At 60.3% G+C, this 11,889-nt stretch carries 12 protein-coding genes; 7 read left to right on the forward strand and 5 right to left on the reverse strand.

The window, feature by feature from the left end; translation table 11 throughout:
- Positions 1–1,086 (forward strand): porin, encoded by a 1,086-nt coding sequence (locus C266_RS12615; protein ID WP_010804190.1) that lies wholly within the window; start codon positions 1–3, stop codon positions 1,084–1,086.
- A 240-nt stretch (positions 1,087–1,326) separates the two neighbouring features.
- Here C266_RS12615 and C266_RS12620 read toward each other — a convergent pair whose 3' ends face one another.
- The 4 genes from C266_RS12620 to C266_RS12635 form a co-directional block, all read right to left on the reverse strand.
- Positions 1,327–1,539, reverse strand: a complete 213-nt coding sequence (locus C266_RS12620; RefSeq protein ID WP_010804191.1) for a cold-shock protein — start codon at positions 1,537–1,539, stop codon at positions 1,327–1,329.
- An 81-nt stretch (positions 1,540–1,620) separates the two neighbouring features.
- Entirely contained in the window at positions 1,621–3,000 is a 1,380-nt protein-coding gene (locus tag C266_RS12625; protein ID WP_010804192.1) for an APC family permease, read from the reverse strand.
- A 66-nt stretch (positions 3,001–3,066) separates the two neighbouring features.
- Complete coding sequence (locus tag C266_RS12630) at positions 3,067–3,366, reverse strand: DUF1488 domain-containing protein (protein ID WP_010804193.1); 300 nt, start codon at positions 3,364–3,366, stop codon at positions 3,067–3,069.
- Position 3,367: 1 nt separating this feature from the next.
- Positions 3,368–4,813, reverse strand: coding sequence for an MBL fold/beta-CASP domain-containing RNA metallo-hydrolase (locus C266_RS12635; protein ID WP_010804194.1), 1,446 nt, complete (start codon positions 4,811–4,813; stop codon positions 3,368–3,370).
- A gap of 265 nt (positions 4,814–5,078) precedes the next feature.
- Here C266_RS12635 and C266_RS26840 point away from each other — a divergent pair, with 265 nt between their 5' ends.
- From C266_RS26840 to C266_RS12660, 5 genes are all read left to right on the forward strand, one after another.
- Complete coding sequence (locus C266_RS26840; protein WP_168162911.1) at positions 5,079–5,585, forward strand: universal stress protein; 507 nt, start codon at positions 5,079–5,081, stop codon at positions 5,583–5,585.
- A gap of 4 nt (positions 5,586–5,589) precedes the next feature.
- Positions 5,590–6,057, forward strand: a complete 468-nt coding sequence (locus C266_RS12645; RefSeq protein ID WP_010804196.1) for a universal stress protein — start codon at positions 5,590–5,592, stop codon at positions 6,055–6,057.
- A gap of 156 nt (positions 6,058–6,213) precedes the next feature.
- Positions 6,214–6,858: a response regulator transcription factor gene (locus C266_RS12650; RefSeq protein WP_036662826.1), complete on the forward strand. Its 645-nt coding sequence runs from the start codon at positions 6,214–6,216 to the stop codon at positions 6,856–6,858.
- Positions 6,859–6,996: 138 nt separating this feature from the next.
- Positions 6,997–7,785, forward strand: a complete 789-nt coding sequence (locus C266_RS12655) for a cyclic nucleotide-binding domain-containing protein (protein ID WP_010804198.1) — start codon at positions 6,997–6,999, stop codon at positions 7,783–7,785.
- Between the two features lie 27 nt (positions 7,786–7,812).
- The gene (locus tag C266_RS12660) at positions 7,813–8,805 is read left to right on the forward strand and encodes a zinc-dependent alcohol dehydrogenase family protein (protein ID WP_036662827.1); all 993 of its coding nucleotides are present in this window, start codon (positions 7,813–7,815) and stop codon (positions 8,803–8,805) included.
- Positions 8,806–8,812: 7 nt separating this feature from the next.
- Here the strand turns inward: C266_RS12660 and C266_RS12665 are convergent, their stop codons facing one another.
- On the reverse strand, positions 8,813–10,714 hold the full coding sequence (locus C266_RS12665) for a PAS domain-containing sensor histidine kinase (protein WP_168162912.1): 1,902 nt from the start codon (positions 10,712–10,714) through the stop codon (positions 8,813–8,815).
- 308 nt (positions 10,715–11,022) lie between these two features.
- Between C266_RS12665 and C266_RS12670 the strand changes: the two genes are divergently transcribed.
- Positions 11,023–11,865: a universal stress protein gene (locus C266_RS12670; RefSeq protein WP_036662829.1), complete on the forward strand. Its 843-nt coding sequence runs from the start codon at positions 11,023–11,025 to the stop codon at positions 11,863–11,865.
- Positions 11,866–11,889 lie beyond the last annotated feature (24 nt).

The raw sequence follows: 11,889 nt of genomic DNA on the forward strand, positions 1-11,889 counted from the left end.
ATGACCCAGAAAAATCACACGCTCGCACGTCCGCAGGCGGGGACAGCCTCGCCCCTGCGCACCACACTCGCCGTGCTGGCCCTTACCATCAGCCTTGCGGCGTCGCCGATAGCACACGCGCAGACATCCAGCGTGACGCTCTACGGCCTGCTCGACCTTTCGCTCGACTGGTCGCATTCCGGCAGTCAAAGCACCTACCGCATGCTCTCCGGCGCACAGACCGGCTCTCGCTTCGGCCTGAAAGGCTCGGAGGACATCGGCGGCGGAAACCGCATCAACTTCACGCTGGAAAACGGTTTCAATCTGAACAACGGCACGGCCAGCGATTCGACGTCGATCTTCAATCGTCAGGCGTGGGTCGGGGCTTCGGGCCGCTGGGGGGAAGTGCGTTTCGGGCGGCAGAATTCGCCATTGTATGTTCCGCTGGAAGGCAAGTTCGATGCGACCGGCGCCTCGACGATCGCATCGGGGCTGAACAGCTTCGCCACGTTGTCGGTGCGCGCGAGCAACGCCATCTACTACGGAACCCCCGATATCGCAGGGTTCTCGGCGCAGGCGATGTTGGGATTGCGTGATACCGCCACTACGCCGCGCAGCGGCATCAATAACTACCATTTGACGGCGTCTTACACGCGCGGTCCGGTCGATTTGGGCGTAGGTTTCCAGTCGGTGGACAGTGCCACCAACGCGAGCACGCTCAAGGCGTTCTTCGGCGGAGGTTCCTACGACTTCGGCATGGTTCGGCTGTTCGCCGGTTTCCATCATGCGCAGCAAAGCGACGGCTCCGTGGACAAAAACGTCTACACCGTTTCCGGTGCTTACCGCTTCAGCCCGGCGTCATCGTTGGCGTTGGTGTATTCCCATCTCGACGATCGCACTCCGGCAGCACGCAATGCGGATCACATTGGTCTGATGTACGCCTACTGGCTCTCCAAGCGGACGTGGCTGTATGCCAGCGGGGCGGTGTTGCTCAACAAGGGCAGTGCTTCTTATGCGCTTGCCGGATCGACGACACCGGGGGTTGCGGTGGCCTATCCCGGCGCAGACGCACAGGGTATTCAGATCGGTGTGCAACACCGGTTCTGATAATGTCGCGTTCGCGCCCCGCGTTATCTGAGGAGGCATAGCTTTCCTGCACCGTCTACCGCATTCCCCAGTAGATCAGCAACAGGACGGCCACCGTTACGGCACCGACGAACCAGGACATGCTAGCCATCATGTCTTCTCCTGCTTGTAATTCACGACCGGCGTCTGAATTGAAGACGCCGGTGGCTACCATCGCCACCGGAGCGTGCTTGGGTTCGGGCGACCCGACCGGGCCGCGCGTCAGGCCGGCTTGATGTTGGATGCCTGTGCTCCTTTCGGACTTTGCATAACATTAAAGGAGACGCGCTGGTCTTCCTGCAGCGTTCGAAATTCTCCGCGATTATCCGCGTTGATTTCGGAAAAATGAGCGAAGAGATCTGCGCCTCCATCATCCGGCGTGATGAAGCCGAAACCTCTGTTGCCATTGAACCACTTGACGATGCCAGTACTCATAAATCACCGCTTGAATGTCCAACGCTTTGCCATCGCGAATTACGAGGTATGGAGGCGTTGATAAATGGACAACCAATAAGGTCAGAGATTGGAAGTGTCTCGCATGGACCCGATCCGTTTGCGATTCAGCAGCAGCGGAATGACACCGATGACAATGCCGCCCATACCGACGATATTGGTGACCCGATCGAAGGTCGGGACGCTGTATAGCGCAATGAAGAAAAGGAAAATGCCGCTTGCCGCCGGCCATATGACATGCGTCACGGCAAGCCACGGCCCCTGCGTCAGTACCTTTCGGTAATACCAGCCGCAGGCGAGGCCGGTCAGTCCGAGGTAGAAGCAGATCTGGAAGCCGATGGCGGTAATCGAATCCTGCAGGATGACGTTGATGGTCGGCAGATAGGACGACATCAACAGCAGCGCGAGTCCGGCGATCCAGATGAAAAGAATGGCGATGTGCGGCGTTCGCCATTGTGGATGCAGGCGTGCATAGCGTTCGTGGAGGGCGCCGTCGCGGCTCTTGGCAAAAAGCGTTCTCGTGAACTGCAACATCTGCGTCTCGACCGTCCCCACCGTACTCAGCAACACCGCAATGATCGCCACGTACCCCCAGGTCGGCCCGAACAGCTTCTCTGCAATGGCGAAGATGATGTTCGTGTTGTAGTGTTGGATCTCGGCATCCGACAGTCCAAGCAGCGTAATGACAATGAAGACAAGGAAAAACGCCATCAGGAATACCATCGACCAGAATGCAGCCTGACCGGGGATGCGGTTGGCGTCCCGCGTTTCCTCGCTGAGGTTCAGCGTCACATCCCAGCCGTAAAAGAAGAAGATCGCCACCAACGCCCCATTGGCGAACAGCTTCGGCGTGAACGCAAAGGGCCAGAACCAGGCCCACGAGAACGGGTGTTGCGGCGCATGCGGGAAGACGAAGAAACTCGCAACGACGATCACGAGCAGGATAACGCCTTCAATGATCGTCATCAGTACCTGGGCGTAGCTGGTGAGTTTGATCCCTTTGACAACCACTGCACTGACAACCGTGAGCCACGCTGCCGCGATCAGTGTCACGTAGTGCACGTTATTCATCATGGGGCGATTAAAGATGAGCAACGTGGCATTCGCCGCCGGAATCATGGCCGACACCATGAATACACAGCACAGCACCAAAAGTGCCCAGCCGGCAAAGAAGCCCAGCGAGCGCCCGAATACCATGCTCACCCACGAATAAGAGGTGCCGGCACTCGCCAGCGCACGATTCATGTTAATGAACGCGTAAGCGATGCCAAACATGATGAGCCCGCAAACCAGGATGCTCGCCGGCGACAACGTGCCAGCCGTTCCGATAATGGTGGACGTCGTGATCTCGACGCTATAGGCGGGTGCCGTGCCGGCGATGCCCATGACGACCGACTCGACGATGCCCAGCGAATCGGCATTGAGCTTGGCGGGTTGGTCCATGGGCGCGACTCGTGGTTGACGATCGATGGATCGACTTTTACTCCGTCATGGCGCGGGATTCAACAACTAGTCGTCCCGACACGGTGGATACTCCATTCCCCAACGGAAATGGCCGCTGCGCAGTAAAACCGGCGCCCCCTGGCAAAGCGCCAGATACCGTCCGGTCATCTTCTCGATCGGTGCCCGATTCGCTCTGAAAGCTGCCATCAGATCATCCGCGTTGCACGATTTCGCACCAAAATGGTCTTCCAGCGCTTCCGCGGAGATGGCACAGACAATCCGCTTCTGATCGCAATCCGCTGTGAACTCGATCGTCATGTCGTCGCCGTTATAGACTGGTGCGATGTGTGGAAACTCGATCTTCATGTTACGGCTCCACGAATGTGTTACCTCGACGCGAGCCGCCGCGTGCTTCTTCAGACGCAGCCGGACGCCTGCCTTCCCGACCCGCCTCGGTATCGAGACGAGCTTCCTCCATAAACTCCACGACGTGACACGGCCACCCGAGCCGCTCGGCGATGCGCCTGCGCAAACTGTCGGCAGCGGCAGGCTCGCCATGATTGAGGAAGACGTGGCGAACCGGTTTCTGGAACCTCGATAGCCACGCCAGCGTTTCCTCGTAATCGGCATGTGCCGACAACGTGTCGAGTTGAACGACTTCGGCATTGATATGGACATATTCGCCGAAGATTTTCACTTCGCAGCCGCCATTGACCATGGTCGATCCGCGGGTGCCCGGGGCCTGAAAACCGGTAAACAGCACCGTGTTGCGCCAATTGCCGGCCAACGCTTTGAGATGATGCAGGACACGGCCGCCCGTGGCCATGCCGCTACCGGCAATCACGATGAAAGGCATCGAGCGCGTGTCCAGCCATTTGGATTCGTCAACACTCGTGACGAACGTGGCTGCGCCGCACATCTCAGCGCATTCGGCACGGTTCAGACGGTGATCTTTGAGGTGCCCCAAATAGGCATTCGTGACGTTGATCGCCATGGGACTGTCCAGATACACCGGCACGTCCGGAATGTCTCCTGCCGACTTCAGGCGTGCAATCCAGTAAAGGAGGCTTTGCACACGCCCCACGGCAAACGCCGGGACGATGACGGCACCGCCGCGCTTGAACGTGCGATTCAGAATCTCCGCCAACTGAGCGCCGGGGTCCGTCCTGTCATGCAGACGATCCCCATATGTCGACTCCAGCACCAGGAAATCGGGCGTTTCGGGTATCGCGGGTGGCAACATGATCGGATCGTCCCGGCGCCCGAGGTCGCCGGAGAACAGAATTTTCTCGTCGCCAACCACGATCTGCGCCATGGCGGCGCCGAGAATATGACCCGCGTGCAAGAACGTCACCTTTAGCTCGGGCGCGATGGCGAACGGGGTGTCGAAAGGCTGCGGCTTCAGTAAGGCAATGGCGCGATGCGCATCTTCCGTCGTGAATAACGGAAGCGCGGGTCGATGCTTCGATTTTCCGTGGCGATTGAGAAAATCCGCCTGTTCTTCTTCCAGCCGGGCACTGTCGAGCAGCAGGATTTCGCAGAGATCGCGGGTTGCCGACGTGCAATAGACGGGCCCTTTGAATCCGTAGCGTGCCAGCACGGGCAAGTAGCCGCTGTGATCGATATGGGCGTGCGTGAGAACAACGGCATCGAGCCGACTAACGTCGAAGGCCGGTGGCGCCCAGTTTCGCGCCCGAAGGTTCTTGATCCCTTGATAGGCACCGCAATCGATCATTACCTGCTTGCCGCCTGCCGATAGCAAGGTCTTGGAGCCGGTTACCGTGCCGGCCGCCCCCAGAAAGCTCAATTGCATGGACGTACCTCGCGCGAATGTCGGGCGGCGATATGACGCCCGGTATTGCCAGCATAGCTATCTCTACCGGTATCGCGCACCGATGGGATTCGGGACGTTGATGTGTGTCAAGGACCTTGCTCGTGCCATCCCACGCCCGGCCGGGCTGGATATACCGTTGAGTTGCAGCGACAACCATCGGTTGAGCGTCGCGCGTCACGCGTCGGGAAGCCGCCTGGCCGATACGCCGTCATCCGATTCGCAAACTACATTGAGGACGACAAAAATGCCACATCGAATCCTTCTTGCCATGGACGGTAGTGAAACGTCATGGCAAGCACTGCGCGAAGCCATCCGCTTCGCCATGCCCGACGACATTGTCCGAGCGATAAGCGTTATCGATGACCCGTTCGCCCACTACCAGTCCGCGTTTGCGTCGCACATCGATCTCGAGGCGGTCAGGGAAGGCCTGATTGCCGAGACGCAGCTCACATTGGCCGATGCCTACAAGAAGCTTCATGAAGAGGGTCTGCAGGCCGACACTCGCTCCATCGATTTGCGCGCCTGGGGCGGGACGATTGCGGATGCCATCGTCAGGGAGGCGGAACGATGGCATGCCGATCTGCTGATTCTCGGCACGCATGGGCGCCGGGGCATCCGGCGTCTGATGATCGGTAGCGTCGCAGAGCAGGTACTTCGGCAGGCACACCGCCCGGTCATGCTGGTAACCTGCTCGTCGGCCGCATCGTCACAAAGCGCCTCCGCGATGTCTGCGGAGAGCACAAAGGGGTGAAATCATGTTCGAGCGTATATTGGTCGCGATTGACGGTAGTCCCACGGCAGACGAGGCATTCGACTATGCGTTGGCACTTGCCGTCGCCCGCAAAGCCCGGCTGCATGTCTTGTTCGTCGTCGATATTCCCGTCGCCTACGTGGCCGATGCCGATCCATTCCCCTTTATCGAAGCGATGCGGCTGCAAGGAGAAAATATTCGAAAGCTGACCGGCGAGCGCCTCAAAGGGGCCGGCGTCGAGGGCGACGTGGAGATTCGGGAACTCTTGCCGCTTGGGGGAGACGTTCCGCATCAGATCAACCTTGCTGCTGAAGAATGGCATGCCGACGTTATCGTGATCGGCACACATGGGCGGCGAGGTGTAAGACGTCTGGCGCTGGGCAGCGTGGCGGAAAACTGTGTCAGACAGGCAACGCGCCCCGTGATTCTCATTCCGGGCACAAAGACGCAAGCGAATGACGAAGTGCTTTAGGGGGTCAGCGCCGAGGTCCGGCGCAAGCCGATGATGGCATATCGTGCGCTCGTGCGTGTAGAATCGTCGGCGCGATTGTGTGACTTCATGCAAACGCGCATTTCAGGAATGCAATACTTCGGAATAACGGTACGATTCAGGGGCAAAGGCGGGCGCATGACTCGCATCATCGTTGCGGACGATCACACGCTGGTTCGCGCTGGTTTGCAGCGTATTCTCGCCAGCAGTGACGATCTCGAAATCGTTGGAGAGGCCTCGAATGGGGCCGAAGCCATTGCGCTGCTTCAGTCGGCGCCTTGCGACGTGCTGCTGCTTGATTTGTCCATGCCGGGACGCAGCGGCATCGACCTCATTGTTCAGATCAAGGTGCTGTTTCCTCGCTTGGCCATTCTCGTACTCACCATGCACGGCGAAGAGCAGTATGCCGTGAGAGCACTGAAGGCCGGCGCGGCAGGGTACCTGACCAAGGAAAGTGCACCGGCGGAACTGGTGAGCGCAGTCAGGAAGGTCGACAACGGTGGCGTCTACCTGAGCCCGACCATGGCCGAGAGGATTGCGAAAGACCTCGCGACAGCCGTGGCAGACGGCCCAAGTTTTCGGCAACTCTCCGACCGTGAATTCGACGTATTCATGATGCTCGCCCGAGGACTGACGCTAAACGATATCGCGAGCGATTTATGCGTGAGCGTCAAGACTGTCAGCACCTATAAGGCTCGCGTTCTCCAGAAGCTCCAGCTCAAAACCCAGACCGAACTGGTGCATTACGCGATTCGGCACGACTTGTTGCGCGACAGCCTCTAGCCCGTGGATTTGTAGGCCGCGGCCTACACGCCGTGATATCGGCTGACAAGATATCGCGCAAGTCACTGATTTTCTTTCCGGCGCTCATCTTCGATACTGGAGACGTCCAATCTAGACGTTGATCCGCCGGAGGTCACCATGTACATCCCGCTTCGCGAATATCAAGCTGGCCCTGTGTCGAATGCGCATGCCATTCACGTGCATCGGGCTTTCGACGAACCCGCAGGCGCAATCCCGCGATGCAGCACCTGCCTGCTGCGCCAGTTCTGTCTGGCCGAGGGACTGTCCGACGAATCGGCGCGCCGCCTGGATGGCGTCACCCGCGTGCGCCGGACCATCCGCCGGGGGGAGGTACTGTTTCGTCCTGGTGATGCGCTGGAGCATATATACGCTGTGCGTGCAGGCTCGTTCAAAACGGTCATTACGCATCCGGACGGCAAGGAGCAGGTCACCGGATACCTGTTGGGCGGCGAGATTCTGGGGCTGAGCGCGATTGCGAACGGCAAGTACGTTTCGGAAGCGGTCGCGCTCGAAGATAGCCAGGTTTGCGCAATCAGGTTCTCCGAGCTGGAAAGTGTTGCCGCACAGTTCCCTGTCGTGCTGCACCAGTTGCACCGCCTGATTGCCGCGGGCATCGTGCGGGAGCAGAACCAGTTGATGCGATTGGGCATCGCACGCGGCGAAGCAAGGCTGGCCGGCTTCCTGCTCGACGTGTCGGCGCGTCTGGCGGCACGAGGGTATTCTCCAAACGCGTTCCTGCTGCGCATGACGCGGGAAGAAATCGGCAGTTTTCTGGGCCTCCAATTGGAAACCGTCAGCCGAATGCTCTCTCGTATGCAGGCGCAGAATACGCTGCGCGTCAAGCAACGCGAGATCACCCTGATCGACACCAAGCGCCTGAACGATTTGGCGAGCGCGGCCCAATAGACGCAACCGTTCCAGCAGAGGTCCTACATGCGGGCAATGCAGTTTTCACGCGCTGACGGCAGACTCCGGCTCGTGGACATCCCCATGCCCACCCCAGGTCCGACGCAGGTCCTCATACGGGTGAATGTCTGCGGCGTATGCCGTACCGACCTGCATGTCGTCGACGGCGACCTTCCCGACGTTCCCGACGGCATCATCCCGGGCCATGAGATTGTCGGGACGGTCGAGGCCCTGGGAGCGGATGTCCGCGAACTCGCGCTCGGCGATAGGGTCGGGGTGCCGTGGCTTGGCGCCACCTGCGGCTGCTGCCGGTTCTGTCTGAGCGAGCGCGAGAATCTGTGCGCAGCCGCGAAATTTACCGGCTATACCCTCAACGGAGGCTATGCCGAATATGTGGTGGCGCAAGCGCGCTTCACTTTCCGGCTGCCCGAGAACTATGACGATGCAACCGCAGCTCCGCTCTTATGCGCGGGTCTGATTGGGTATCGTTCGCTGAGCATGGCGGGCGATGCTCGCCGGCTTGGGATCTATGGCTTCGGCGCGGCAGCCCATCTTATTGCGCAGATCGCCCAGGCCCAAATGCGCGAGGTTTATGCCTTCACTCGACCCGGCGACGAAAAGGGCATGGCGTTTGCGTTATCGCATGGCGCCTGCTGGGCAGGTCCGAGCGATGCGCCTGCACCGCAACAACTCGACGCTGCGATCATTTTTGCGCCGGTCGGCGACCTCGTGCCGCAAGCGCTCGCCGCTGTCGATCGCGGCGGTGTCGTCGTATGCGCGGGTATTCATATGAGCGATATTCCGGCGTTCCCCTACCGATTGATCTGGGGCGAGCGTCAGGTCAGGTCCGTCGCCAACCTCACGAGAGAAGACGGCCTGGCATTTCTATCGCTGGCCGAGCGCGTTCCGCTGCGCGTGGAGACCCACGCGTATCCTCTCGAGCAAGCCAATGCAGCGCTCGACGACTTGCGCCGGGGTGCGTTCTCGGGGGCCGCCGTGCTGCGGATCAGAGCGTCCTAGCCAACGGCTAATCCGACGACGCCTCGGCGGGCGCCGAGGTCGGCAACGGAATCACCGTGGTGACGATGGTTCCGCCGTCGGCCGGACTTCGAATATCCAGCGCTCCGCCGAACAGGCGGGCCCGTTCGCGCATGCTGATGAGGCCCAGCGAATCGGGCTTCGGACGTGTTGGCGGCAACCCGCGGCCATTATCGGAAATACGCAGCCGAAAATCCCGATCGCAAGACAGTTCGATCGTCACGGACGTCGCTCTCGCATGTTTCGCCACGTTGTTCAACGCTTCCTGAACGATTCGGAATAACGTCGTCGCCAGCGCCGTAGGGATGGGCGGCAGGCTGTGAGCCCCCGTAACGTCGATAGCCACGCCATAACGGCGCGCAAAGTCCTGGGCAAACCATTCGATAGCGGGACCAAGGCCCAGATCATCGAGCATCGTCGGACGCAGGTCTGCCGCCATCTGGCGAACTGCCGTAATCATGCCGTCGATCGATTGCTCGATTCTGACGATGTCGGCGCTCGCCGGCGTTTTTCCACCCAATGTGATTTTGAGCATGGCAGCGTCCATCTTCAGCGCGGTCAGCCGCTGGCCGATGTCGTCATGCAGCTCTCTTGCGATCCGAAGCTTCTCGTCTTCCCGAACGTCCTGGAGACGAGCCGTCAGTTTTTCAAGCTCATTGCGGGAGGTTTGCAGGGCGTTGGCAATTTTCCGTTGCTCGGTGACGTCACGCAATATGACCGTGTAAAACTTGCCTTCGGCATCGGCACTCTGAGAAATCGAGGCTTCCATCGGAAATTCCTCGCCGTCCGCGCGCAACCCCCACAGCGGCCTGCCGCGTCCCATCAGGCGCTCGGAGACACCCGTCAATCCGAAGCGGGCGATGTGCTGATGGTGGGCATCTCGAAACCGTTCCGGAATGAACCGTGAAAGCGGCTCGCCAATCACTTCCATGGCACTGCACCGGAAGATGCTCTCCGCAGTGGGATTGAAGATCTGAATGCGCTGATGCTCGTCGACAGTGATGATCGCCTCGCGCACGGACTCGATCACGCTGACCAGCCGGCTGTGCGATCGGCGCTTGTCAAGCGCCTCTCGCTCGCCAAACGCTCGTGCGCGGCGGCGAACGATCAGGGCGAGCGCCCAGGCGAGTAGCGTCCCTACGCTCATGAGAGCGCCGAACGCGAGTACCCAATCTGCGACGCCCGCACCGCGCAATGCCGCAAACTCGCGGGAAGCCGTATACGTGAGGGATAGCGTGGGCTTGCCCGCATACGGCACGCTAGCCTGTGTTTGGTATTCAACTGGCGGTCGCGGTTCGGCGGGCGCGCTCGGGGAAAGGCTGTCGAAGACGGGGACTGGTTGCCCGGCACCATCGAGAAATGCAATGGTCAGCGTGAGGTCATGGATCAGAGGGCCGATGGCCGCATGAACGAACCGATCGACATTGGCAATGGCGTAGGCGCAGACCGCCGGTTGACGAGTGTCGGACAGGAAAACCAGATAGGAGCGCCCGGTCGACGGATCGGTGTGCGGGAAGACGCGATCCGACGTTTGGAGGTTGCCGGACAACATGATTGAATCGTCCGGCCCGAGCGTGACCTCGTCTCCTATCGAATAGGCGACGGTTCTCTTGATCCTGTTGCCCACACGCTCGCAGCCGGCGAGTGTCGTCAAGCCGGGCAGCCGTTCGGCCAGCCTCATGCTCTGTACGTATGCGCCCCATGTCTGTGCATCCATTGGGGATGTCGTCGCGAGACGATCCGACGCGATGTGTACCGCGTCGCGATACGCCACCGTCGCGGTCGCCAGCTTGTCCGTTGCCGCACGGGTACGCAGGTCGAACCGCGCGTCGACATTGTTCTGCACCGTTGTGCGCACTGCCAGCCAGTTAATCACAGCAAGGGCAACCATGGCCGCGAATAGCGCCGCGAAAATGGCGCCATCGGTTCGCTTCGAGAGGGATCGGAATAGGCCGGGTAGGGTCATTTTGGTCATTAGGTCGCCCGATACAGGTCGGCACGCCGCCGACGACGCCGTCGTTGTATCACCACCAACGCCGACATCCTATCAGAGGCAATCCTTAGGCTCCCCCGGCGTCAACGTGAAGCCGGGCGGACGGCCAATGTTGCGTGCGGTCCGATAAGAGCTTGATCCGTATCAACCGGTGCGGCGGGCACGAGAACTACAGTGCAAGGAGATCGTTTCTCTGGAGAGCCGCCATGACCTACCGGACTTTGCTCGTACATGTGGATAACAGTCGGCAATGCCGAGCACGCCTTGAACTTGCGGTGGACTTCGCTCGCCGGTTACCCGCTCACCTCACGGGTATTTACCTGCCGTTTCGCCCACCGGCGTTTCCCGATGTTACCCGTAGCGCAGGGGCCGGACTACCTCCGCCCCCCGAGCCGGAGAGCGACACCAAACGCCTGGCGCAGGCAGAACAGATGTTTAGAGACATTTGTCAGCGCCAAGGGGTGAGTCCGGAATGGCTGACACCCCAGTACGAGGAGAACAGTGAGATACGAACCCACGCACGCTATGCGGATCTGGTCATCGTCGGCCAACAAGACCGAAACGATCCCGAGACATCGCCTGCGGTGGGATTCGTCGAGTCAGCCGTCTTGGGGGGCGGACGTCCCGTCCTGATTCTGCCGTACGCCGGAAAATTGCCCAAGGCGTTCAATAACATCTTGCTCGCCTGGGACGGCGGACGAGAAGCCGCGCGTGCAGCGGCGGACGCGATGCCGTTGCTGATGGCCGCGAAAACCGTGCATGTCATGCATGTCGGTCGCGGCGACCGGCCCGATGATCTGGGCCCCATCCCGGGACTCGACATCGGCATGTTCTTCGCGCGTCACGGCGTTAACGTGGAAGTCACGCCAGAGCGCGGCACCACCGACATCAGCATCGCCGAGACGCTGCTCTCTCGCGCGGCGGACATGAGCACCGACCTCATCGTAACGGGCGGCTACGGGCACTCGCGCATGCAGGAATGGGTGCTTGGGGGCGTCACCCGCACGCTACTCGAAACCATGACGGTGCCCGTGCTGATGTCGCACTGACACTACCAAACACGGAGTCACACC

The sequence above is a fragment of the Pandoraea sp. SD6-2 genome (assembly GCF_000389825.1).
Classification (GTDB): Bacteria; Pseudomonadota; Gammaproteobacteria; order Burkholderiales; family Burkholderiaceae; genus Pandoraea; species Pandoraea communis.

Coding starts and splice junctions, on each gene's coding strand:
- C266_RS12615 (WP_010804190.1), top strand. CDS start 1: ATGACCCAGAAAAATCACACGCTCGCACGTCCGCAGGCGGGGACAGCC.
- C266_RS12625 (WP_010804192.1), bottom strand. CDS start 3,000: ATGGACCAACCCGCCAAGCTCAATGCCGATTCGCTGGGCATCGTCGAG.
- C266_RS12635 (WP_010804194.1), bottom strand. CDS start 4,813: ATGCAATTGAGCTTTCTGGGGGCGGCCGGCACGGTAACCGGCTCCAAG.
- C266_RS12650 (WP_036662826.1), top strand. CDS start 6,214: ATGACTCGCATCATCGTTGCGGACGATCACACGCTGGTTCGCGCTGGT.
- C266_RS12620 (WP_010804191.1), bottom strand. CDS start 1,539: ATGAGTACTGGCATCGTCAAGTGGTTCAATGGCAACAGAGGTTTCGGC.
- C266_RS12630 (WP_010804193.1), bottom strand. CDS start 3,366: ATGAAGATCGAGTTTCCACACATCGCACCAGTCTATAACGGCGACGAC.
- C266_RS12660 (WP_036662827.1), top strand. CDS start 7,813: ATGCGGGCAATGCAGTTTTCACGCGCTGACGGCAGACTCCGGCTCGTG.
- C266_RS12665 (WP_168162912.1), bottom strand. CDS start 10,714: ATGGTTGCCCTTGCTGTGATTAACTGGCTGGCAGTGCGCACAACGGTG.
- C266_RS12645 (WP_010804196.1), top strand. CDS start 5,590: ATGTTCGAGCGTATATTGGTCGCGATTGACGGTAGTCCCACGGCAGAC.
- C266_RS26840 (WP_168162911.1), top strand. CDS start 5,079: ATGCCACATCGAATCCTTCTTGCCATGGACGGTAGTGAAACGTCATGG.
- C266_RS12655 (WP_010804198.1), top strand. CDS start 6,997: ATGTACATCCCGCTTCGCGAATATCAAGCTGGCCCTGTGTCGAATGCG.
- C266_RS12670 (WP_036662829.1), top strand. CDS start 11,023: ATGACCTACCGGACTTTGCTCGTACATGTGGATAACAGTCGGCAATGC.